Origin of the sequence: Agrobacterium genomosp. 13 str. CFBP 6927, assembly GCA_900012615.1 — a bacterium.
In the GTDB taxonomy this organism is placed as follows: domain Bacteria; phylum Pseudomonadota; class Alphaproteobacteria; order Rhizobiales; family Rhizobiaceae; genus Agrobacterium.
This window is the reverse complement of the sequence record LT009756.1, coordinates 360,757-384,049: the sequence shown is the minus strand read 5'-3', so window position 1 is coordinate 384,049 and position 23,293 is coordinate 360,757. Positions and strand designations below refer to the sequence as shown.

18 protein-coding genes, 1 tRNA gene and 1 riboswitch are annotated in these 23,293 nt (G+C 56.6%); of the genes, 4 read left to right on the top strand and 15 right to left on the bottom strand.

The window, feature by feature from the left end; translation table 11 throughout:
- Positions 1 to 111: 111 nt before the first annotated feature.
- Positions 112 to 687 carry a recombinase family protein gene (locus AGR13A_RS01885; protein ID WP_080833353.1) on the top strand — a complete coding sequence of 192 codons (576 nt, stop codon included), beginning with the start codon at positions 112 to 114 and terminating at the stop codon, positions 685 to 687.
- Between the two features lie 23 nt (positions 688 to 710).
- Here the strand turns inward: AGR13A_RS01885 and AGR13A_RS01880 are convergent, their stop codons facing one another.
- The 9 genes from AGR13A_RS01880 to AGR13A_RS01840 all read right to left on the bottom strand — a co-directional run bounded on the left by AGR13A_RS01880 (position 711) and on the right by AGR13A_RS01840 (position 14,102).
- Complete coding sequence (locus tag AGR13A_RS01880) at positions 711 to 1,193, bottom strand: hypothetical protein (RefSeq protein WP_080833350.1); 483 nt, start codon at positions 1,191 to 1,193, stop codon at positions 711 to 713.
- A 52-nt stretch (positions 1,194 to 1,245) separates the two neighbouring features.
- Positions 1,246 to 1,479: a hypothetical protein gene (locus AGR13A_RS25085; protein WP_308399962.1), complete on the bottom strand. Its 234-nt coding sequence runs from the start codon at positions 1,477 to 1,479 to the stop codon at positions 1,246 to 1,248.
- On the bottom strand, positions 1,476 to 1,622 hold the full coding sequence (locus AGR13A_RS25080; protein ID WP_308399960.1) for a hypothetical protein: 147 nt from the start codon (positions 1,620 to 1,622) through the stop codon (positions 1,476 to 1,478). The genes AGR13A_RS25085 and AGR13A_RS25080 overlap by 4 nt, the downstream gene beginning before the upstream one ends.
- A 556-nt stretch (positions 1,623 to 2,178) precedes the next feature.
- Positions 2,179 to 2,592, bottom strand: coding sequence for a hypothetical protein (locus tag AGR13A_RS01870; protein WP_080833348.1), 414 nt, complete (start codon positions 2,590 to 2,592; stop codon positions 2,179 to 2,181).
- Positions 2,589 to 9,725: a hemagglutinin repeat-containing protein gene (locus tag AGR13A_RS01865; RefSeq protein WP_308399959.1), complete on the bottom strand. Its 7,137-nt coding sequence runs from the start codon at positions 9,723 to 9,725 to the stop codon at positions 2,589 to 2,591. The genes AGR13A_RS01870 and AGR13A_RS01865 overlap by 4 nt, the downstream gene beginning before the upstream one ends.
- Positions 9,726 to 9,761: 36 nt before the next feature.
- Positions 9,762 to 10,214, bottom strand: a complete 453-nt coding sequence (locus AGR13A_RS01860) for a hypothetical protein (protein ID WP_080833346.1) — start codon at positions 10,212 to 10,214, stop codon at positions 9,762 to 9,764.
- Positions 10,215 to 10,232: 18 nt separating this feature from the next.
- Positions 10,233 to 12,113: a ShlB/FhaC/HecB family hemolysin secretion/activation protein gene (locus tag AGR13A_RS01855; protein WP_080833344.1), complete on the bottom strand. Its 1,881-nt coding sequence runs from the start codon at positions 12,111 to 12,113 to the stop codon at positions 10,233 to 10,235.
- 761 nt (positions 12,114 to 12,874) lie between these two features.
- Positions 12,875 to 12,948 (bottom strand) — tRNA-Gly (locus tag AGR13A_RS01845).
- A 53-nt stretch (positions 12,949 to 13,001) separates the two neighbouring features.
- On the bottom strand, positions 13,002 to 14,102 hold the full coding sequence (locus AGR13A_RS01840; protein WP_080836433.1) for a 2'-deoxycytidine 5'-triphosphate deaminase: 1,101 nt from the start codon (positions 14,100 to 14,102) through the stop codon (positions 13,002 to 13,004).
- A gap of 73 nt (positions 14,103 to 14,175) precedes the next feature.
- Positions 14,176 to 14,254, top strand: a riboswitch (SAM riboswitch).
- Between the two features lie 43 nt (positions 14,255 to 14,297).
- On the opposite strand from AGR13A_RS01840, the gene AGR13A_RS01835 reads away from it, so the two are divergent.
- Together AGR13A_RS01835 and apaG are read left to right on the top strand one after the other, a co-directional pair.
- Entirely contained in the window at positions 14,298 to 15,482 is a 1,185-nt protein-coding gene (locus AGR13A_RS01835) for an O-succinylhomoserine sulfhydrylase (RefSeq protein WP_080833342.1), read from the top strand.
- A gap of 245 nt (positions 15,483 to 15,727) precedes the next feature.
- On the top strand, positions 15,728 to 16,120 hold the full coding sequence (gene apaG / locus AGR13A_RS01830) for a Co2+/Mg2+ efflux protein ApaG (RefSeq protein ID WP_035219089.1): 393 nt from the start codon (positions 15,728 to 15,730) through the stop codon (positions 16,118 to 16,120).
- Between the two features lie 60 nt (positions 16,121 to 16,180).
- Here apaG and AGR13A_RS01825 read toward each other — a convergent pair whose 3' ends face one another.
- The 3 genes from AGR13A_RS01825 to AGR13A_RS01815 all read right to left on the bottom strand — a co-directional run bounded on the left by AGR13A_RS01825 (position 16,181) and on the right by AGR13A_RS01815 (position 19,591).
- Positions 16,181 to 17,170, bottom strand: coding sequence for an Hsp33 family molecular chaperone (locus AGR13A_RS01825; protein WP_080833339.1), 990 nt, complete (start codon positions 17,168 to 17,170; stop codon positions 16,181 to 16,183).
- Positions 17,171 to 17,416: 246 nt separating this feature from the next.
- On the bottom strand, positions 17,417 to 18,334 hold the full coding sequence (gene argF / locus AGR13A_RS01820; RefSeq protein WP_080836431.1) for an ornithine carbamoyltransferase: 918 nt from the start codon (positions 18,332 to 18,334) through the stop codon (positions 17,417 to 17,419).
- Between the two features lie 57 nt (positions 18,335 to 18,391).
- Positions 18,392 to 19,591, bottom strand: a complete 1,200-nt coding sequence (locus tag AGR13A_RS01815; protein ID WP_080833337.1) for an aspartate aminotransferase family protein — start codon at positions 19,589 to 19,591, stop codon at positions 18,392 to 18,394.
- A 431-nt stretch (positions 19,592 to 20,022) separates the two neighbouring features.
- Between AGR13A_RS01815 and AGR13A_RS01805 the strand changes: the two genes are divergently transcribed.
- Positions 20,023 to 20,556 (top strand): GcrA family cell cycle regulator, encoded by a 534-nt coding sequence (locus AGR13A_RS01805; protein WP_080836429.1) that lies wholly within the window; start codon positions 20,023 to 20,025, stop codon positions 20,554 to 20,556.
- 384 nt (positions 20,557 to 20,940) lie between these two features.
- Here the strand turns inward: AGR13A_RS01805 and phoB are convergent, their stop codons facing one another.
- The 3 genes from phoB to pstB all read right to left on the bottom strand — a co-directional run bounded on the left by phoB (position 20,941) and on the right by pstB (position 23,293).
- Positions 20,941 to 21,624 carry a phosphate regulon transcriptional regulator PhoB gene (gene phoB / locus AGR13A_RS01800; protein WP_003493692.1) on the bottom strand — a complete coding sequence of 228 codons (684 nt, stop codon included), beginning with the start codon at positions 21,622 to 21,624 and terminating at the stop codon, positions 20,941 to 20,943.
- A 31-nt stretch (positions 21,625 to 21,655) separates the two neighbouring features.
- Positions 21,656 to 22,381, bottom strand: coding sequence for a phosphate signaling complex protein PhoU (gene phoU / locus AGR13A_RS01795; RefSeq protein WP_035219095.1), 726 nt, complete (start codon positions 22,379 to 22,381; stop codon positions 21,656 to 21,658).
- Positions 22,382 to 22,477: 96 nt separating this feature from the next.
- The gene (pstB, locus tag AGR13A_RS01790; protein ID WP_035219098.1) at positions 22,478 to 23,293 is read right to left on the bottom strand and encodes a phosphate ABC transporter ATP-binding protein PstB; all 816 of its coding nucleotides are present in this window, start codon (positions 23,291 to 23,293) and stop codon (positions 22,478 to 22,480) included.

The following is a 23,293-nucleotide window of genomic DNA, read 5'->3' as shown; positions in this document are numbered from 1 at the left end:
AGTGCCTTTGTTGGATGTTGCTGGACGAACAAGTGTTCCTCGACGCTTAATAGCAGTCATCCGCTGCGGCAGAAGCGGCATTGTAGTATCGTGCTGCATAAATCTCGATGAATCAGATACGCGCGCGTTAGCACACTCGATCAAGATTTAGAAATTCAGCAACAGCGACTTGTTGCCGAAGGTTGCCAAATCGTCCGGTGCGAAAAGGTCTCCGGTGCAAGCCGTCAAGGCCGAGCCGAGCTGGCAACAATCATCCAGTTTTTGCGTGAAGGTGACGAGTTGATTGTCACACGACTTGATCGCCTCGGCCGTGACACCCGTGATGTTCTAAACATCGTCCACGAATGTGAACAGCGCGGCGCATACATCACTGTTCTCGAACCACACGTTTCAACAAAAGGCGAAATGGGAAAAGTCATTTTGACCGTGCTCGGCATGGTGGCGCAGATGGAACGGCGCTTCATCAGAGAGCGGCAGCGCGAGGGTATCGAGCGCGCGAAGAATCTCGGTGTATACAAGGGTGGAAGTCGTCGTGTGGATCGCGATCTCGTTATACGCCTATCGACGCAAGGAATGCGGCCATCCGCCATAGCTGCTTCGGTCGGCTGTTCTCGAATGCAGGTCTACCGAATACTTCAAAATCCTGCAGATGAGGGCGGCGTGAACACTGGACCAAAAAGAGAATGATATATCGATAGATAGACTAAAGATTATAATCCAAATATCCGCTGGCAAGTCGATTCCATCCCTGAAGACAGGCGATAGCTGTCCGTCGGAATACCGATATCGCGGCGCGTGTTTATCGCTGCTATCCGTCCTGCTTTCACCGTGACGGCGATCTCGCAACTTTTCTGCGCGTCGTGCGCAGAAATGAACTCCCTGCGTCTAATTGTCATATTTTGCATATAGTCCGCTGTCTCAACATATTGTCCCGGAATATGCGCGACAATGGTGCGAAACCACACGCGGTTCCCTTCCTTGTCCTGGCCTGTCGGTGCCCCGAACCTGCTCTGAAAGTCTGCGAGTGTCTTGCCTCGCCATTGGGAGTCAAGTTTTCGGTATGGTGACAGCATCGCAGCGACGACACCGCTATTCGCGTCGTTGATCGCCGACGATGTCTGATTCAATGCGGTGCATCCAGTCAGGAACAGAGATCCGACAATAATGGAGGAGAATGATTTCAACATCTTCATTAATTATATCGGCGTCTTCTACAATGAATCGGATGACTTACCCCAACCCTCATCAAAACCGCCCTTCGCTATGATCGCCATTAAATATGGATTTGTACTCGGCAAGCGCTTCAATAGTTGATTTAATATCCAAACTATATTCTGTATTCTGCCTTTCAAAATCCGTCAAAACAATAATACTATCATCAATACGATAATTTGTTCGACACATTCCATGGAATGTTTCAAAAATACTTTTTAACCATAGTTTCTCACCATATTTTGCCTTTTTAAACTCCTCTATCAAAATATCCCCTGAAAATTTATCGTTTTTCCATAGTAAACAGCAGACAAAACTGCTGATATTCTTTCTTCTGGATCGTTGTCAATACGCGACAAAATCTCAATAACTTCTTTTTCCGTTCTGTTTTCCGGCGATTTGTACTTCACTTGACAGGCCTCCCTTTGGCCGTGAACAGCCCAGCACGGATAAGTGCATTTCTCTCAGACTGCCGCACGCCGTTTAAAGGGGTCGCAAGTAAATCGCCGCAGGCAAACATGCTGACTCACGTCGTTGGGCTGAACGTAGCGTGTCAATTGGAGGCCCAATCCGATTATCCGGTGCAAACCCACGCCTAATTGGCCGCGCATTTTATGAAGTAAGATCACTTAGTCACATCGCAGAGCTCCTACTTCGGCGAGCCTAACCACTCCTCGTCATCAATAAATGTTTCATAGACGTCACCAGAGTCGCTCAAGCCAAGCCGCGTGAGATAATTTGATAGATCTACAAAAGTGGCGTACGCAATATAATCATTACAAAACCATGTCGCTTCACATTCATAGCACAAATATACTGTTCTATGGGCCGCTCCTATGTGGACCTTCTTCACCCAGTCTTGGTGGCAGCGAGGGCATTCTATCTTCATGATTAGCTAGCACCAACATCCCACTTATTGGAAAAACAAAAGCTCTCAGAGCGCTTAGTACCCAAGTGGGAGAGAATCTACCAGAACTTTGGGAACTCCATAAACGCGTCTCGTAATTTACTAACAAATGTCCCGTCGAGGTCACTTTTCAACTGTGCTCCAAGGCGCATAAACCCGTTCGAGTTCTGCGGTTCGTATGCCTGAATTTCAATCTCAAAGCAGGTTGCAGTTCGCTCAATGGAAAAAATAAAATACTGACTCATATCAAAAAACTTGAGAGTTTGGGCTTGGGGCGAAGAAAGATCGGCAACAAACAAGTCCCACATTGACGCCTCGAGCCAGATATCCGTCGCTTCATACGTAAAGCATCCCGTAAAATGTGACAGGGTCAACTTAACGCTCCAACGCGATGAACCTTGATCATTTGGATCACACTCTAAATAGTTCATCTCTAAGTAAACGCCTTCAGCGGCGAAGCTTATGTCACTCATGGGATATACAACGCGTGTTTGATTACGGGAAAGACATCCCCAGGCCTTTTACTGAAAATTATTTCCCATCCATTTACATTGTAAACTTTACCAAATTCGATGCTAGCCGACGAAATCTCTTTTACGGCGTCCGAGAAGCTACGCAAAAGAGTCTGATCATTTATCGGATTCGAAGATTTCTGGAGGTATTCAGCCATGTGTTTTGTCGCATTTGAGTTTACATAAAATTCGATATCGCCCGTTTTTAGCTTGAAGGTTGCAGGTATGTTTGTGTTCGGCAAGTTTCCTGCGGTTGTGGTAATATCATCCCAGACGGTCCCTGTCTTGCCACCAGTTCCGCCCTCGGTGATCTTTTCAGCACCCGATCCGAATAACTTCAAGCGGGTTGCGAGCGTGACCACTTGCACCATCGCCGCCGGGTCACCGCCGCTGGCTTTCTGAATTATCTCCGGTAATCCAAGGATCATGAGAGGATCGGTTACTAGGAGATTGATCGTCCCAGCAAGTTGTTCCGCTTGTTCATTGCTGAGACCACTCGTGCCATTCGGCGCCAAAATCTTTAGAATTTGGCTCAGTCCGCCCGAAGCATTGAGACGATCGAAATTCGCTTGTTGCTCACTTGATGAGGACCAATAAGACACGATACCAGCGTAGCTGGAGAGTGCGGCTACGGCATCCGCCAGAACAGCGGAGCAACCTGCGCCGCTGTATCCATTACTTCGGCAATCGAGGTATTCCCTCTGCTGCCGTTCGTCTTTTGCCTCAAGTCGTGCTTTCTCCGCGCACGCTGACTGATCCCCTCCGGCACACGAAGCCTTAGCCTCATTCAACTTTTCATTATCTGCATGATTGAGGTAATTATAATTAACGTTGTCTAGCCCGGCGGCCGCGCCGGTTTCGCCTCCGACCGCCGCGCCGACTATTGCCGCCACCCACTGCGTGATGGCACTCTTCTGGTCGTCTGTCAGGTTCGGATTGGCGCTCAACACCTGCTGCAAAACGCCATTGACGACTTCGCTCAATCCACCTGCCAATGCTCCCGATCCGGCATTACCGCCTGCAAGCTGCGCGACAAGGCCTCCGACCGCAGCATGGAGGGCAATCTTCGCCGGACTGCCTTCGGCAAAGCCGAGTTTAGCGGAGATATCACCAACGGCGATGTTGGCAAGCGCCGAGAGGGCAGCCGCACTCTCCTGCTTTGCCTTCAGGCGCTCAATGTCAAATGGGTCGGCCGTTGTGTTGGCGTTAGAGAGGTCTGTGTTGAGCGCGGCCAGATCTTGTGTTTGATTGGTGAGGGTCAACTGACCCGGTGTCAGTGTGGCACGGGCAACCCCCTGGTCCTCCTCCTTGGCCGGCTGGCCGACTACAGGAACGGGAATGCCGCCGGGCGTCAGGGATATTCCAAGACTGGAGCTCGACGCCTCGGAGCGATTGCCTATATCCGACCATGTCAGCGAATTGGCAGAAAGCGTATTTTCGGCGGGATCAGCTGTTGAACCTATGACGCCACCGGCGAGATCGACATTACCACCGACCCTGACGTTATATCCGCCAGAGCCCGCGATTATGCCGCTTTGCTCGGAGACGTTGGCATAGTTGCCTTCAACGTTGCTTTTCTGAACTCCACCGGAGACCTTACCCGCCGTAGAAAGATTGAGGCCACCGCCAGCTGTCTTTTCGTCGTAGATCATCGTGTCCTGGCGGCTGACGATGTTGAGATCGCCACCGACGGCAGCAGTAACCCGTTCACCGGACACAACAGCTCCCGCAAGCGTGGTGTCGTTGCCAGAAGCCAGTGTGACATTGCCGGTGCCCATGACATGGGTGTTGAGGTGAGTGACGCTGTTAGCGTCCTGCTTACCGCTGCCCGCTGCAAAACCACCGCTCAGACCGCCGTTCGTAAGATTGACACCAATTGAAGCGTTTGCTGACTGGCTGCTGCTCGAGGAGGATGAAGCAGACTGGGCGCTTTCCAACAGAATGGAGCCGCCAGCCATGAGAAGCACGTTCCCTGATGTCGGATCGCTTTGGGAGCCTGCTGCAATCTGAACGCCACGACCGGCCAAATCGCCAGAGTTGGCGACAATGCTGACTGAATCCCCTGCTTCAATCGTTGTGACAACCGGCGTTAATGTCGAGAGAGTTGCGCTACTCTTTTGGTATGTGAAGCCGATGGACAGGCTTGCAGAGGCCAGCGGCTGAGAACCGCCGTCGATCTGCTTGAGAATGTCTTTTACTCGATACGCCGCGAGCGCAGACGGTGCGAGAGCATAGGCACCGTTCGGACCGCCAAGCTTTCCGGCAGCGTTAGCGAGACTACCCGCAGCACTCGCGAGGCCGGAGGACACCGACAGGCTGATGCCAGCAAACATCTCCTCATGCAGGCTTTTGTAGTTGGACTTGTCCTGCGCCGAAAGCAGATTGACGTTGCGCTCTGCGAGGATAGCAACATCCCGCTCAGCGGACACCTCAGCCGCTTGAAGGTTGGCATCGCGGCCAGCAGAGATTATCAGATCACGGCCGGCAGAAAGGGTGGATCTGGCATTGGTCTCGGAAGACTGGCTCGTTTGATCAACCGACTTGCCGTAGCCAATGCCCACAGAGGCGCTACCACCGCCTGAACTGAAAGAAAGACCGAAACCGGAGCGCTGCTCCTTCTGCGCCGACGAGGCACTTTCTGCCCCGGGAGTGATATTGACGTCGCGGGCTGCATCAAGCGTGATGTCACTGCTGGCTGCGATAGAGGAGCCGATGACATTCACGTCGTTCTCGCGTGCCGTGAGCGTGACATCGGTCCCTGCCGTCAGCGCGGAGCCGACGTTAAGGGTAGATGACTGGCTCTTTTCTTTCTGTTCCTTGCCCCAGAGCGAAAGGAAGCCGCCGCCGGAACCGGCGAACAGGCCGGACTTCTTGCTACTGCTCTCCAGCGCGTGCTGCTCCTCGGCCCCGATGATGGCAACGCTGTCGCCCGCGACGCTGATCGCATCCCCGGCCGTTATGTTCGACCCCGCTATGACGGTGTTGCCGCCAGCATCCAGCTTGATGTTGCCGGAGGCGGAAAGCTCTGAGCCTACTGTCGCTTCGTCGTAGTTGTACTGCGTCGAGCTCTTTTTCGAGAGAAAGCCCTTGGATGAGGAGTTCTGCTCAAACTCAGCAGTATTCTTGCCCGACGCGATCAGCAGATCGCCGCCCGCGCTGACATTGATATCGGCTTTGCTGGTCTCATCGCCAGCCATCACCTTCGAGGCGGAGACGACGGTATCTCCACCTGAGACGATGGACACGCCCTTCCCGCCGCTAACCGATGATCCGACGACAGTCTGCGTTTCCGTGTGGCTCGTCGTCTGTTTGCTTCCGCCGAACAGACCGCCCTTTTTCCTGTAGGTGTAATCTATCGTGGTGGTGTCGATGGCCTCAGCGACTGTCACATCGCCGGTCGCCTTCAGACCAACCGTTCCATCGGCAGCAATGTTGCTGCCGATGACGTTGAGGTTGCCACCTGCATTGGCTGAGACCGACCCGCCCGCGGTGATCTCGGAACCCTGGCTGGTGGTTCTCACAACCGTCGTAGAACTCCGCTTGTCGCGCAAAGTGCTGGTCGTTGACCGTTCGGTGACGGAGATATTGATGTCTCCATTCGACGTCAGGCCGAGATTGCCGCCGGCCGTCACCTTCGCATTGGCGAGCAGAATGCCCTCATTGCCCTTCAGCGAGGCATTACCCCCCGCCGTGAAGGTGCCGCCGATTGCGGCGATCGATGAACCGGAAACGCTAAGATCGCCAGTCGATGCAATCATCCCTGATGTTGCAAGCAGGCCGGTATCGATCGTCACCTGATTACCCGCGATCAGCGCACCCGCAGAATTCAATCTTTCCCTGTCATTGGCTGCAAGATGCAACACGGGCGCAAGAACGCTCGCGCCGTTCACCATCTGCCACTCATAAACGACGACGGATTCGGTAAGGCTGGCGATCTCCTCAGCCGACAGCGGTTCGCCAAGCGGGCGCTGCTGCGCGCGCAGATAGGCGGCTCCGTTGTCGAGCAATTGCTTTATTTGAGTGATCGAATCCTGCCCGGTAAAACCTGAGCCCGTGGCCAGTCTGATCTGTTGCTCAATATACTGGTTTTCGAAATAGGCGTCCCCAAGGAACTGGATCTGGCGATCCGGCTGGTAGCCGATGCGACCAAGGAAATAGCTCGATCCATAGAATTTCGAGACGTCGAGAAAAGCGGCTCGGGTCTCATAAAGGAAGCTCTGGCCAGGAATGGTACCGCCAAAACCGCCGGACTGTGGGGTGGCGACACCGCCAAGCGTGAACAGCGCACCGCTTGCCGTCATACCGGACAGGAGTTCGGTCGGATTGTTCGAAGGCGCAGGCGCTGCAACGGCAACATGGTCGGCGATCGATCCGGCAATCGCGGTATTGTTGACGGCAGCAAAGCCGGTGATACTAAGTGCTCCGCCCGAGCGGATTGCCGCTGGAACCCCACCGATCGCGTCGACGCTTTCCACGGTTCGTCCCGGTCCAACATCCTTGGATGCATCCCGCGTTCCAAACGGGCTGGGGCCAGGCATGGAAACCTGATATGAGAATTCATGGCCTCCGGTATCGCCGCTGTCCCGCCTTTCTTCCCACTGGAAGATGACATCAGGATAATATTGGCAACCCGAGCTTTGATTGCAGTTGACCGACGTCGTGCGCTGCAGCTGCAAGCCGAGATTTGTCAGCGTGCCTGTGCCAACAAACGTCATGCCGGAGCCGGCTTCAATGTTGCTGTAGGCATTGGTAAGATCGGCGGTATCGACAAAAAGCGTATTACCCGCCTTGATCGTCGCCGCGGGGCTTCCAGCCGATGTGAGGCGGTCCTCGGTCACATCACGATAGACATGGCGAATGGGGGCACCAATGACGAACTGCTTATCAGCAAAAGAGACGGAAGATGAACAATCTCCACACAGGCGTGCATAATAAGTGTCATAAGCCGACACGAGTGCGTTTGAGATTTGCTGGCTCGTATAGGTCGGAGCCACGCTTTTCTCGTTACGCAGGTTTGCCGTCAGGATCGAGATATTGCGACCAGCGGAGATCAGACCTGAACTGTTGACCGTAGCAGCATTGCGCGCGCCGGAAGCACTTCCAGCAATTGTGAGGTCACGACCTGCGACAATCGCCCCCTGATCATTGGCAAGCACGCCGCCCACGAAAAGTGCGGCGTCGTTACCGGCATAGATGAGCCCCGTGGCGGTGTTGGTCAGGTTGCCGGCGATATTGAGGGTAAGATCATTGCCGGCAGCCAGCTGACCGGAGTTGGCAAGCTGCGAAAGCGACAGCGTCAGATCATGGGCCGCCAGAATATTGGTGGCGCCATTCGCAGCAAGGCTACCCGCTTTAATCGCGATGTCACCTGACCCCTGAACGGAACGAGCTGTGCTGCTCGCGGTGACAGCATTGAGCCGCGCACCCGTCAGATCTGTCGTTCCAGATGAGGTGAGATCAATGCCACCTGACGTCAGCGTGCTGTTGATGAGATTGATATTATTGGCATTGATGTAGAGCGTGCCGGATGTGGCAAGTCTGCTCCGGTTATTGGAAAGGTCGGCATTTTGCTGCCTGATCCTGATATCGCCGCCGGCGGCCGTGCGTTTATCGAAGCTGATGACACCATTTGTCGAAGACAGCAAAACGTCTCCGTTTGCCTCCAGACTGTCATAGCGGATGTCGCTGCCGGCCGAAGCCTGCAAATTCCCTTCTGCAAGCACGAGCCCGGAAATCCCCAGATAAAGGCCGGAGAGCAGAGCCAAATCTCCTTTCGAAAGCAGTGAGCCCGCCGTGATCGCTCCTGAGGCCGCCGTAAGCGACATCGCCGCGCCAGACTGGGCCGTGCCGCTGATGGCAATGGAGCCAGCTCCCGACCATAGCGAAACAGGTCCGGCAGCAGACGCGTCGGCGAGGGCAATACGCCCGTCTGCCAACACAGTGATCGCGCTACCGGCGCCAAGAGTGCCGACAACATCAACGAAGCCGGCCCCGCCGTCGACAAGGATATCCTCTTCCGCGCCAATCGAAGCGATCTTGGCGTCCTTCCCCGCCTTGACCGACACCGACTTTTTTGAGGTCAGACGACCGGCCGAAACACTCCCCTTCGAGGAGATGCTGACGCCGTTATTGCCAGAGGCATTGCCGATCGAAATTTTACCGTCTGCCGACAGCGAAAGCTCCCCGGCATTGGCCGCCATGTCGCCGCGCATGCGAACGCCGGCACCTTTTTCCGTGACAACCATCTTGATGCGGCCGGCCTGCATGGCCCCGAGTGCTGAACCATCGATTGCGTATTCAGGTGTTCCGGAGGTGGCATCGAGCGCTGTTGCCTCCCCGGTGGCATAATCGAACTTGCTCTTGCCGGCGGTCAGGCGCAGATCCTCACCGTAGATCGTTCCGTCGATCTGGATGGTACGGGACACGACATCGAACAGATCGACCGCACCATCACCGAGCGCAAAATTCGCACCGTTCGGACCGAATGTGACATCCCCTGCGTTGACCGTGAAGCCATTAAGGCGTCCGTCGACGCCAATATCAGGCACGCCCGTCGTCAGCGTGGCGCGGGGCGTGTTGATGAAGCCGCAGCCGTTGCAGGTAATCCCGTTCGGATTGGCGATGATGACATCGGCCCTGCCGCCGAACACTTCGGTTGGACCGAGAAGCGAACTACGGTTCTGCGACGTCACCTCATTGAGGATGACAGTGGCAGAACCTCTGCCTTGAAGGTTTGGATTGCCAGGTGTCACACCACCCAGTTTCGACGTGCCCACCTCACCATTGAAGTTGTTGAGAATGACCCCCGGCGTACCGACGTTGAAGTTATTGTATTTGTTATGCGACAGGCCCTGGCCGTTGGGACCGACGATATCGATGAGCGGCACGCCGTTCGGGGCAGCCCCTATCCCGGGCCGATTTATGGGGGACCCTCCAGCTTCCGGCGTTATGTCCTGTGCGTGAAGAAGCACCGGCTGAAGCACGAGCGTACAACTGACAACTGTCGCAATGATTTTTCGAACCAGCGCTCCGGCATGAGCGAACAGAACGGTTTCGGTTGCTTTGTGCGAAAGATACTTGAACTGTGATGTCATTGCTGTTCGCCTCATGGCAGACGATGAAAGTTGGGCTTAGCGGTCTTTTCTGCTCGTGTCGGCCGGAGAAGGCTTGCTGTCGAGTTTCTTGTAGACATCGGCCAGCTTCGATTGTGGAGCTGGGCATTTTTTGCTTTTGGCAATTTCGCCAAGAACCTGATTGCGGTTACGCAATGCGTCGATTTCCAGTTTCTCTGGCGATTTGGGATCCATGAAGAAAAGCGCGGGGAAGAACAGAAGAACGCCTGTCGCACCGAGGATGACGTTCTTACCCTGCGCATCGGCTCGTTCTTTCACCGTCGCCAGCACCTGCCGCTCATTAGCTTCGAATTCGCGCTTGATGCCCACGCAATCGAAAGCGCTGTCGGTCGGGTTGGTCGAAGAAACCGGATGCGCTGCCCGGCCGCCGCAACCGGAAACGACAATGGCAGTCGCCACCAGCGCGAATACGACAGACAATTTGGGGATGTGAAAAGAAGATCTGATCATAATATTCTCTTTTGAAGCCTACCAGCGTGCCGTCACGCTGGCGAAAATTAGATTGCCGCGTCCGTGATTGACGCTGCTGGAAAATGCCTGGGAGTAACCAAAATCGGCGCTGATGTTTCCCCCCACGAGTTTCGCGCCAACGGTCCAACTCGCGAGATGGCCGTCCGGAACATCGAAGCGATGCTGCGAGAACACACGGCCGTAATCGAGACCAAGGTAGGGGCGCAATTCGCCCAGAACGGGCGCCAGACTTGTGCCCTCCCATGGCATTGTCCGCCACGTCAATTCATTACGGCTGAAAAATCCGTTATTGCCGAATATGACGCTTTCCCTCAGGCCGCGTACGTTGCTGGAGCCACCAAGGCCGATCTGCTCCGCGCCAAACATGTTATCTGGCGAATATTGGGCATTGAGGAGTGTCGTGAACTCGAACCGCTGGCCAGCCGCCTCAAACGGCCGCGTCGCGCTGACGGTCGTGTTGAATTTCAAAAACCGAGGATCGGCCATGCCGGCTCCGGGCTCGCCGGCCTCCACGGCGTCGAAGAGATCAAGACCCTTATCAAGGGCAAAATCGAGAGCGATGACGCCACCCAGTATTCTTTGCGAACGCGACAAGCCTAGAGTGCCTATCGTGTATCGGCGGCTCCCGACCTCAATCCGATTGCCGAGAAGGAAGTTGTCGGTCTGCTTGTAGGTGAGGCCGCCCCTGAGCGTCGTGATCGAGTCCTTGTCCCGCAAAATGACGCGATCTATGCCAAATCCAACCTGACCGGAGTTACCGGAGGTTTCGATCGGCCCGAAACTGCCGGGAATGGTGCTGTCATATTCGTACCAGGAACCATTCGCCGAAAAAGTCCAATAGCCATAAGGGACACTCGTGTTGACCGAATAGCTGTTGCTGCGCCCTCGACCGTCATCACTCCAAGGGTAGTCCGGGCCGCTATGCCCGTAGGATAGCCCTAACTGATCATTGAGGCCCAACAGGTCATCGAACCCAAAGGAAATGTTGCTTTGGGAATAACCGGTACTTTCCTGCCCAAGATTATTGTTGGAAATACTTGCGTACCAGCGCTTGGATGGTTTCTTCTCGACGTTGAGGATGGATGTCCCATCCTCCTTGCCCGGCAACATCGAGGTCTTTGCATCGTTCGATGACAGGCGATTGATCTGGTCCAGCCCCTGCTCAATATCGCGAATATTGGCGACCTCACCCTTCACGCCTGGAAAAGCCGTAGCGAATGAACCGTTTCGCTCGGGTGGTTGACCGTTAAGGTAGATATCGGAGATCGTTCCTTCGACGACCACCAATCGCAGCAATTCTGTTCCGGCAATATCCTGTGGTGGAACATATGCGCGAGACGTCACCAGTCCCTTGTCTAGATAGAGGTCTGTGATGGCCTTCAGCAGAGTGGTGATATCCGCAACACCGATGCAACGATTGTCGTAACGCTGCGTAATTTTTCTGAATTCAGCGGCGGACAGCCTTGTTGCACCTTCGATCTCCACGCGCGAGATATTGAAGCATGGGCCAGTGGACTTCGCCTCGCCTCCTGGTGCCCTGTCCACACGGCTAGTGACGCCATCAGGCGTGACCTGCTTTAGGTTTTCAAGCCGCTGCAACTGTTCTTGTTGTTCTTGCCGACGGGAAAAATCATCGGCGGGTGACTGTGCACTTGCCTGCCCTGACGCGATCAGGCTTGCAAAAAGCGCAATGACAAAGGTCCGCTTGAAACTGTTTCGCGCGCTCTTCGGAGAATTGGCTAAGATTTGAGCAACCGGTACAATTGCGAGACAAAAGTCAGGAGGGACTAACCGTCGGAAACCAGGAATGAAAGCAGCAAGTGACATATTTCGGAGGCCTGCATTTGAAATGAAGTTTGTCGCGGCAATGCCGCCCATGCTTCACTCTGCAGCTGTCCTTGCTGTCGATCCCCTACCGGGTGCATAGATCAGTTCATCTGATCCAAGAAGCGTTAAAGTAGTAATTTTCTTTACGAAACGATAGTCGCAAGTCATTTGCCCAAAGAACCGCGCGCTTTAAAAATTCACGTAATAATCAATCCTGCCAATGCCATGGCAAGCATATAATTTTTCATCCGTGATTTTTAGCGCAACGCACCAAATTTTTGGCTTTGCTATCCCTTGAGTTAAACAACAACTAGAAGTTACTGCAACGCACATCTTTCTGCAAGCACCAGATGACGACCAAAGTTAAGAGCAAACTAAAATTGCTTCTAACATTGAGCCTAGTCAGGCAAATGCAAGCACTCAATCGTCCCCAACGGATTCCGAAGATCGTCCGTGATCGCATGCGAAGCTGTCGGACAGGCAAAACACAAAGCTTGGATTTCAACGTGGCGACCAACGATGGCCAGCCCTCGTAACCGTAAATAGCACGCATCAGGCCACCCATCTCTGCCTTCGTGTCAAAGCAGCCTGGTTAATCGGCACATGACGCTGGAGAGAGTCCCACAGCGCCGACGTCGGGTCATTTTCAGCCCTCGCCGTTGGGATGGCGTATCGAAACACACGAGGTCAGTTTTACCGCCGAAATTGCTGGATGTCACGGCATACCGTTGCACGACCTTACGCGCGCGCGAGGCAAAAACGCTGGAAAATCAGCGCTTGTTGGACGTCGTTGATCTTGCTGGAGAGGTCACTGGAGCGGGTGAAGGGAATCGAACCCTCGTATTCAGCTTGGGAAGCTGCTGCTCTACCATTGAGCTACACCCGCGCCGCGCATAAGACATCGGATAGTTCGATCCGGGTGTCAAGCACCCGGCAGGGTCATTGTTCAGCGCGGAAATGCTTGGAAAGTTTCAGGCCCTGCGCCTGGTAGTTTGAGCCTAGGCCAGTGCCATAGAGGCCTTCCGGCTTGTGCAGCATGTGCTCGTAAACCAGCCGGCCAACGATCTGGCCGTGTTCTAGGATGAAGGGCACCTCGTGGCTGCGCACTTCGAGCACGGCGCGGCTGCCTGTGCCGCCGGCCTGGGCATGGCCGAAGCCGGGGTCGAAGAAGCCGGCATAGTGGACACGGAACTCGCCCACCAGAGGATCGAACGGTGTCATTTCGGCCGCGTAAAGCGGCGGCACATGTACGGCTTCGCGTGAAACGAGAATATAGAATTCATCCGGATCAAGGATCAGTTCCGCGCGGCCGCGCGCATGAAGCGGTTCCCAGAAATCGAGAACGTCGTGCTGGGCCTTCTTGTCGACATCCACCACCGCCGTGTGATGCTTGCCGCGATATCCGATCAGCCCGTTCTCGCCGAAACCCTTCAGGTCGATGGAAAGCGCAATGCCGCCGCCGGTCACGTTCGGGGTGTCGCTGGCGACCAGCATTTCCGTCTCGTGCAGTTTCAGCAGTTCGCTTTCGTTGAGCAGCGAGTGACCAACGCGGAAGCGGATCTGCGACAGGCGCGATCCGCGACGCACCACAACGGGGAAAGTGCGCGGGCTGATTTCCAGATAGAGCGGGCCTGAATATCCCGCCGGTATCTTGTCGAATTCCTGCGCATTGTCGGTCATGACGCGGGTGAAGATATCAAGACGCCCCGTCGAGCTTTTGGGATTGGCCGAGGCCGACATCTCCGCCGGCAGCTCCAGGCTCTCCATCAGGGGAACGATATAAACGCAGCCGGTTTCCAAGACGGCACCCTGGGTAAGATCGACCTCGTGCAGGCTGAAGCGCTTGAGCTTGTCGATGACGCGGGTTTCGGGGCCGGGCATGAAACTGGCGCGAACGCGATAGGCCTTCGAGCCGAGCCTGAGATCAAGGCTGGCGGGCTGCACCTGGTCAGCATCCAGATCGGCCTCGCTTTTCAGCTTGCCGCCCGCAAACAGCGCCCTGATTGCGCCGTCCGCCAAAATGCCCGTCGTTCTCGTCATGGTCATCATTCCTTTTTACGGCGACAAAACCAAAAGGAAAGCATTGACGCAAGCCGGTAACGGCAGTATGGCAAGCTTATCCCGTGGTGATTTGGCCGGTCGGCTTGCAGCCACGTTAAACAAGTGGCTAAAAAGACCGGGTGCTAGGAACCGGTCTGCTTTTGCGGCCGGTTTTTTTGTTTTGAAGGTGATCACATGAGCAATAAATGGCGCCCGGCAACCCAGCTCGTTCACGGCGGTACGCTACGCTCACCCTATGGTGAAACGTCGGAAGCGATCTATCTGACCCAGGGCTTCGTTTACGAAAACTCCGAAGCCGCCGAAGCCCGCTTCAAGGGTGAAACGGATGGATTCATCTACGCCCGCTATGCAAGCCCGACCAATGACATGTTCGAAAAGCGCATGTGCCTGCTGGAAGGTGCGGAAGACGCCCGGGCGCTCGCCTCCGGCATGGCCGCCGTCACTGCCGCCATCATGTGCCAGCTGCGCGCCGGTGACCATATTGTCGCCGCCCGTGCCCTCTTCGGCTCCTGCCGCTGGGTGGTCGAGACGCTCGCGCCCAAATACGGCATCGAATGCACGCTGATCGACGGACGCGATCTTGGTAACTGGGAAAAGGCGATCCAGCCGAACACCAAGCTGTTTTTCCTCGAAAGCCCAACCAACCCGACGCTCGAAGTGGTGGACATCGCCGGTGTGGCGAAGCTTGCCAACCAGATTGGCGCAAAGGTCGTGGTCGATAACGTCTTCGCAACGCCGCTCTTCCAGAAGCCGCTGGAACTCGGCGCCCATATCGTCGTCTATTCCGCGACGAAGCATATTGACGGCCAGGGCCGTTGCCTTGGCGGCGTGATCCTTTCCGACAAGAAGTGGATCGAGGAAGAGTTGCAGGACTATTTCCGTCACACCGGCCCGGCCATGTCGCCGTTCAACGCCTGGACGCTTCTGAAGGGCATCGAAACCCTGCCGCTGCGCGTCAAGCAGCAGACGGCCAATGCCGGCAAAATCGCTGATTTTCTCGCCGATAGCGGCAAGGTCGCCAAGGTCATCTATCCCGGCCGCGCCGATCACCCGCAGGCCGATATCATCGCCCGGCAGATGTCCGGCGGTTCGACGCTGGTGGCTTTCGAGCTGAAGGGCGGTAAGGAAGCGGCATTCGCGCTGCAGAACGCACTGGAAATCGTGAAGATTTCCAACAATCTGGGCGATGCCAAGAGCCTCATCACCCACCCTGGCACGACAACGCACAAGAACCTGACCGATGAGGCACGCGCGGAACTCGGCATTTCCGGCGGCACCCTGCGGCTTTCCTGCGGTATCGAGGATACGGACGATCTGCTGGAAGATCTGGCGAAGGGACTGGCGGCTGTTTCCGCCTGAAAATCAAACCCACACAATCGCCATGGCCCGCCTTCACCGTCGGGCCATGGTGCATAACCGGTTCCGCCATCCTGGCAAAAGCCGGTGGGACGCAACCAATATTTACCTTTATCGTTATCCCTAACGGTGGAAAACAGCGCAACAGGAGATGCCCCCTGCCCGTCAAGTCATTCATTTTCTTGACGATAGCCAGAGCCTATAGTGTAGGATATTGGCAGCAGGCATAAGATCGAGGTGTGGCGCGTATGTATCGTGCTCTGACAAGGGATATCGAGGTTACGGTTGATCCGTATTATCTCGAGGAACAATCCGACCCGGATGACGACCGTTACGTCTGGGGCTATAAAGTCGTGATCTCGAACAATTCCGATATTCCGGTAACGCTCGTCAACCGTTACTGGCATATCACCGACCAGAACGGACAGGTGGACGAGGTCTACGGCCCCGGCGTCGTCGGCGAGCAGCCACAGCTGAACCCCGGCGACAGCTACGAATACTCATCCGGCTGCCCGCTGGATACTCCGTCCGGCCTGATGTTCGGCCATTATGAAATGGAAACGGACAAAGGCGAGGTGTTCAATGTCACCATACCCGCGTTTTCGCTGGATTCACCTGGCCTGTTGCGGGTTCTGAACTGAAGCAGGCGCATTCGTGCGAAGCTGCGCATTCAAAAGCGCAGCCTCGCCAGTCAAACCGCTTCAGGCGTTTTCAAACTCGCTGACATCGTAGCGATAGGTCGTGGAGCAGAACTCGCAGGTCACGGCAATCGCGCCGTCTTCCTCACTCGCCTTGATCTCCTCGGCAGTGAAGCCGGAGAGAACGCCCTTGATCTTTTCGCGCGAGCAGCTGCAGCGGTCGAAAATGACCTGCGGATCATAGATGCGCACGCCATTCTCATGGAAAAGCCTGTAAAGCAGGCGCTCCACCGGCACCTGCGGGTCGGTCAGCTCATCGGTATCCACCGTGTTCAGCAGCGTTACCGCCTCGGTCCAGGCATCGTCTTCCGCCACTTCGGAACCACCCTCGTCACCGTCACCTCCATGAAGATCGCGCAGACGCAGGCGCTCGGGCGCCTGGGGCAGGAATTGGGCAATCACGCCGCCTGCACGCCAGCCGTGGCGCGGCTTGCCTTCGCCGTCACGGTCGAAGAACTCGGCGACACCGAGGCGCACACGGGTAGGAAGCTGTTCGGACTGACGGAAATAAACCCCGGCAATTTCCTCCAGCGACGAGCCGTCCAGCGGCACGATACCCTGATAGGGCTGCATTCCTGCTCCCTGATCGATGGTGAAGGCCAGAATACCGGTGCCGAGCAATTGTTCGGGAGATGTCGCTCCCGCCGCAATCGCCTCCGCCAGCCGCTCCTCATCGAAGCGGGCATAGGCGCGCATGCTTTCGGGCGCGGTGAAATCCGCCACGAGAAGATCGACCGGGCCATCGCCCTTGGTCTGAACGGTCAGCTTGCCGGAGAATTTCAGGGACGTGCCGATCAGCGCCGTCAGCACAGTCGCTTCCGCGAGAAGGCGGGCGACCACGGCGGGATAATCATGCCTTTCGAGAATGGCATTCAACAGCGGGCCGACCTGTACGGCGCGGCCGCGCACATCCAGACCTTCGACCTGAAAGGGTACGACCTTGTCGTCGCCAGCAAAATCGAGATCGTCCAGTTCAACCGTTACATCTGCCATATCATAACTCCCTGGCGCAGCCGTTGCGCCGCTACCGTCCAAAAGTCCGGCTTTTTAAATGTGCTTTTTCCGCTTGTCGCACAGAGATCCGGGAAGCGAAACCGCCTCCGGGGAAAATCGTGCAAATCGTGATTTTGGCCCGCCAGCGAAAAACCGACGAGCCTGTTCGAAGTCCCACAGATGGTAACGTGCGCGGCCGAGTTCAAGAACCCTTCCTCACCCGCCGGGCTGGAAGGGTAAAAGCCGTCAGATGACGCCCATGCACCACGCGATGATGGACTTCTGTGCGTGGAGCCGGTTTTCCGCCTCATCGAAGACCACCGATTGCGGGCCATCGATCACGCCATCCGTCACTTCCTCACCGCGATGTGCCGGCAGGCAATGCATGAACACCGCGTCTTTATCGGCTTTCGCCATCAGGGCTTCGTTAACCTGATAGGGCTGGAAAATATTGTGGCCGCGCGCCTTGTGTTCCTGGTTCATGGACACCCAGGTATCGGTGACGACGCAATCCGCTCCCGCCACCGCCTTGTCGGCATCGTGATACAGGGCGATCTCGCCGCCATTGTTCCGCGCCCAGTTCAGGAACTTGTCGTGCGGCTCCGAACCCATCGGCACCGCCATTGCCATGCGGTAGCCAAAACGGGCGGAGCCTTCCACGAAGGAATGCAGCACATTGTTGCCGTCGCCCGTCCAGGCAATTGTCTTGCCCTTGACCGGGCCGCGATGTTCCTCGAACGTCAATATATCCGCCATGATCTGGCAGGGATGGGTATCGTCCGTCAGACCATTGATGACCGGCACGGTGGCGTGTTCGGCAAGCTCGAGCAGGCGCGAATGATCCGTCGTGCGGATCATGATGGCGTCGACATAACGCGACAGAACCTTGGCCGTATCACCAATCGTTTCGGCGCGGCCGAGCTGCATTTCCGTGCCCGACAGGAAAAGGGTCTCGCCGCCAAGCTGGCGCATGCCGACATCGAAGGAGACGCGGGTGCGGGTGGACGGCTTTTCAAAGATCATCGCCAGCATCTTGCCGGCAAGCGGCTTTGCCGCCGTGCCGGTTTTGGTGGCAATCTTGCGCGTGCGCGCATCATCAAGAATTGTCCGCAAGTCCTCCGACCCTACGGCCGAGAGGTCGAGAAAATGTTTTGGTGAAGCCATTTCAAACTGTCCCATGCTCGCGAGCCTCCGGGAAGAGGCCCGCCCTTTATTGTTTCCTCAGGCGATTTTCGCCTGTTTCGCGGTCAGGGAGGAAGCAGCCGCCTCAACGCGCGCCAAGCCCTCTCGGGCTTCTTCGGCCGTGGTGACGAGCGGCGGCAGAAGGCGGATGACATTGTCCCCCGCCGGCACACCAAGCAGATGCTCAGCGCGCATGGCCTGCAGCAGATCACCCGAAGGCACCTTGGCCTTGATGCCCAGAAGAAGGCCTTCGCCGCGAATTTCCTCGATCACGTCAGGATACCGGTCCTTGATCGAAGCGAGCCCCTGCCGGAAGATCAGCGCCACATCACGGACCTTCTCGAGAAAACCGTCGGCGAGAACAACATCGAGCACAGCATTGCCCACCGCCATGGCCAGCGGATTGCCGCCATAGGTGGTGCCGTGCACACCCGCCGTCATGCCGGAAGCGGCATCCGCCGTTGCAAGGCATGCGCCGAGCGGGAAACCGCCGCCAATGCCCTTTGCGACTGCCATGATATCGGGCGCAACACCGGTCTGCTCATAGGCGAACAGCTTGCCCGTGCGGCCAACACCCGTCTGAACCTCATCGAAAATCAGAAGCAGGCCGTGCTCGTCGCACAGGCTGCGCAGGAGTTGCAGGAATTCTTTGCTGGGCGCGCGGATACCGCCCTCGCCCTGGATCGGCTCGATCAAAAGCGCCGCCGTCTCGGCCGTGATGGCTGCCTTCAGGGCATCGACATCGCCGAAAGGCACCTGGTCGAACCCTTCGACCTTGGGGCCGAAACCCTCAAGGTATTTCTGCTGGCCGCCGGCGGCGATCGTCGCAAGCGTGCGGCCATGGAAAGCGCCTTCAAAGGTGATGATGCGGAACTTTTCCGGATGGCCCTTGGAATAGTGATAACGACGTGCCGTCTTGATTGCGCATTCCAGTGCTTCCGCACCGGAATTGGTGAAGAACACCTTGTCTGCAAACGTCGCTTCCGTCAGGCGCCTGGCAAGCTTTTCCTGTCCCGGTACTTCATAGAGGTTAGAGACGTGCCAGACCTTCTCGGCCTGCGTCTTGATCGCATCGACGAGATGCGGATGGGCGTGGCCCAGCGAGTTGACCGCGACGCCGGCCGCAAAATCGAGATATCGTTCGCCGCTTTCCGTGAACAGCCAGACGCCCTCGCCTCGCTCGAAGCGCAGGGGGGCTCTTGCAAACGTATCGAACAATGGCGCGGCGGCTTCGGCCATGGCTGTATCACTCCTTGCGCGGATGCGCTGTCAGACGGTTGTCAATAGGCCTCGAGGGTTATCCCTCGCCTGAAAATCAAAAATGCCGCCTTGCGGCGGCAGGGGCACTATTGTCACTTCGTTTGCCGATGTCAACAAAAGTCCGCATTTCCCGGGCTTCTCAAGCCCTAGTATGCGGCGGCCGATGAGCCCCAAGGTGTTGCCTTTCAGACTCAACTCACCAGCAAGTTGGGGAAAACCGGAAAATCGATTCCAGATGATTCCCCCGACTCTTGCCACGGAGTCTGCGTGGCACTAGGTTAATCGCTAATTACTAGACTGCATTGCGGCGGAACTAGTCACCAAAAATCCGGCGGAAACCACGCTTGCGGCACGCCCGCGAGACGGAGAAGGATTCTGCCGAAAATATACGCGACAAGCGGAGAAGCGGCATGAACTGGACAGACGAGCGAGTCGAGAAACTCAAGAAATTGTGGTCCGAGGGGCTTAGCGCCAGCCAGATTGCGGCGCAGCTGGGCGGCGTCAGCCGCAATGCCGTGATCGGCAAGGTCCATCGTCTCAACCTGCCAGGACGCGTCAAGGCTGGCGGCCCGGTTACTTCGGCGCGTTCCGCGCCCAAGCGCACAGCCGCACCTGCACCGCGCGCCACGACTTTCGCGGCACGCGTCAACGCGGCACCGGCACGGGTTCTCACCCGTTCGAACGCGGTGACGGCACTGCACGAGGAGATGGACATCGAGACCGCACAGGTTCTCGATTACGTTCCTTCCAAGAACGTTGTTACGCCGATTTCCCGTCGCCTGACCTTGACGGAACTGACCGAGCGCACCTGCAAGTGGCCGGTTGGCGATCCGCTGAAGGACGATTTCCATTTCTGCGGTTGTGAAGCGCTGGAATCCTCGCCCTATTGCAAGTTCCATGCGAAACTCGCCTATCAGCCGGTAAGCGAGCGCCGCAAGGCTTGAGTGTTGCGGCACGTTATCAGCACTCAAAAACTACGGGCCTTCGGGCCCGTTTTTTTATGGCAAAACCCAAGGTGGTTCCGACTTGGAGCACGTGTTGTTCAAGAAGCGTTGCCAATCCTTGTTCTTGCGTATTCTCCGAACGTACAGCTGCAACGCGCCCTTGCTGCAAATGCTCTGAATTCGTCCGCGGCGTGCAGCGTCCTTTTTTATCCCTGCCAGGTTTCACTGCTTAATCCAAACTTCAGCGGACCGTCTGCCGCCCTTCCAAAAAGGACGAGGGCGCCTTATTTGCGGAAGGTTCAAAATCGAAAGGCCCGACACCATTCGGTTTCGGGCCTTCTGATTTCTGCGTAGTCCGAATGAAACTACAGGTTTCAGTTTCGCTCAGGCTTCCATCGAATATCCGGCGCCACGCACGGTGCGGATGACATCCTGCATATGGGAGAAATTCAGGGCCTTGCGCAGGCGTCCGACATGCACGTCGACGGTGCGCTCGTCGACATAGATATCGTGACCCCAGACGCCATCCAGCAATTGTGAACGGGAGAAGACCCTGCCCGGCGATGTCATCAAAAATTCGAGCAGGCGGAATTCCGTCGGGCCGAGGCGCACTTCACGGCTTTTGCGGTGAACGCGATGGGTCTCGCGATCCAGTTCGATATCACCGCATTTCAGCACCGATGAGAGAACCTCGGGACGGGCCCGGCGCAGCATGGCCTTGACGCGGGCCATGAGTTCCGGGGTCGAGAACGGCTTGACGACATAGTCATCGGCGCCGGTGGCAAGACCACGAACCCGCTCGCTTTCCTCACCGCGCGCCGTCAGCATGATGATGGGCAGGCGCTCGGTTTCCGGCCGCATTCTCAAACGTCGGCAGAGTTCGATACCGGATACGCCGGGCAGCATCCAGTCCAGGATGAGAAGATCCGGAATACGCTCCTGCAGCCTGATTTCCGCCTCATCGCCGCGGGGTATCGTGTCGACGTCGTATCCCTCAGCCTCGAGATTGTAACGAAGCAGGACGCTCAGCGCTTCCTCATCTTCCACAACTGCAATCTTGGGCACCATATACTGAACTCCGCAAGCTTCTGCCTGTCTGTTACTCGGTCACCGAACCGAGAGTGTTGGAACTGTCGTCCTTCGGACGTTCGCCCTCCGGCTGGCTGCCGGTGGTCATGTAGTAGATCGTTTCAGCGATATTCGTGGCATGGTCGCCGATACGCTCGATGTTCTTGGCGCAGAACAGGAGATGCGTGCAGGTGGTGATGTTGCGCGGATCTTCCATCATGTAGGTCAGAAGCTCACGGAAGAGCGACGTGTACATGGCGTCGATTTCCTCGTCGCGCTCGCGAATGGCATTGGCCTTCTCGGCGGAGCGTGTGGAATAGACGTCGAGGACTTCCTTGAGCTGCACCAGCGCCAGTTCCGACAAATGCTCGATACCGCGCGCGAGCTTGCGCGGCACGCCGGTTCCGGCAACCGCGATGACGCGCTTGGCCGTGTTCTTGCCGAGATCGCCGACGCGTTCGAGATCGGCGGCGATACGCAGGGTGCCGATGATCTCGCGAAGGTCTGCCGCCATCGGCTGACGCCTGGCGATGGTGACGATGGCCTTGTCGCCGATTTCGCGTTCGGCGTGGTCGAGAATTGTATCGTCCGAAATGACCTTCTGCGCGAGTGCGGCATCGGAATTGACAAGCGCGCGCACGGCATCGCCGCACATCTGCTCGGCAAGACCGCCCATTTCGGCGATACGGCGCGTCAGAAACTTCAATTCGTCGTCATAGGCCGACAGGATATGCGAATGGGTCGTTGTCTGTGTCATGGTCTAGTCCTCCGGCTTGGCCTGCATGCGCGGACCCGGAAGCGGGCACGGCAGAGGCACCAGTCTTGTTCGGTTTCGATAAAGCGCCGGCCGGGATCAGCCGAAGCGGCCCATGATGTAATCCTGCGTGCGCTGGTCATCCGGATTGGTGAACATCTTGTCCGTTTCGTTTTCCTCGACAAGATGACCAAGATGGAACATGGCCGTGCGCTGGGAAACGCGCGCCGCCTGCTGCATGGAGTGGGTGACGATGACGATCGTGTAGTTGGTACGCAACTCGTGGATCAGCTCCTCGACCTTCGCCGTCGCGATCGGATCGAGCGCCGAGCAAGGCTCATCCATCAGGATCACTTCCGGGCTGACGGCAACCGCGCGGGCAATGCACAGACGCTGCTGCTGACCGCCGGAAAGACCCGTGCCGGATTCGTGGAGACGATCCTTCACTTCATTCCACAGGCCGGCCTTCTGCAGGCTGTGTTCAACGATCTGGTCCATATCCGCCTTGTTACGGGCAAGACCATGGATGCGCGGACCGTAGGAGATGTTCTCGTAAATCGACTTCGGAAACGGGTTCGGCTTCTGGAACACCATGCCCACGCGGGCGCGCAGTTCCACGACGTCGATCGCCTGATCGTAGATATCATCGGTATCGAGCGTTATCTTACCGGTGACCCGGCAACCGTCGATCGTATCGTTCATGCGGTTCAAGGTGCGCAGGAAAGTGGATTTGCCGCAACCGGACGGGCCGATAAGGGCGGTCACCGTGTTTTCCCGGACATTGAGGTTCACGTCGTAAAGCGCACGCTTCTCGCCGTAATAAACCGAAACGTCCTTGCCGATCATCTTGTATGAAACTTCATTCATTTTCTTGTCCAGCGCCTTTTCAACTGCTGCTTCCGACAACATGTTCAT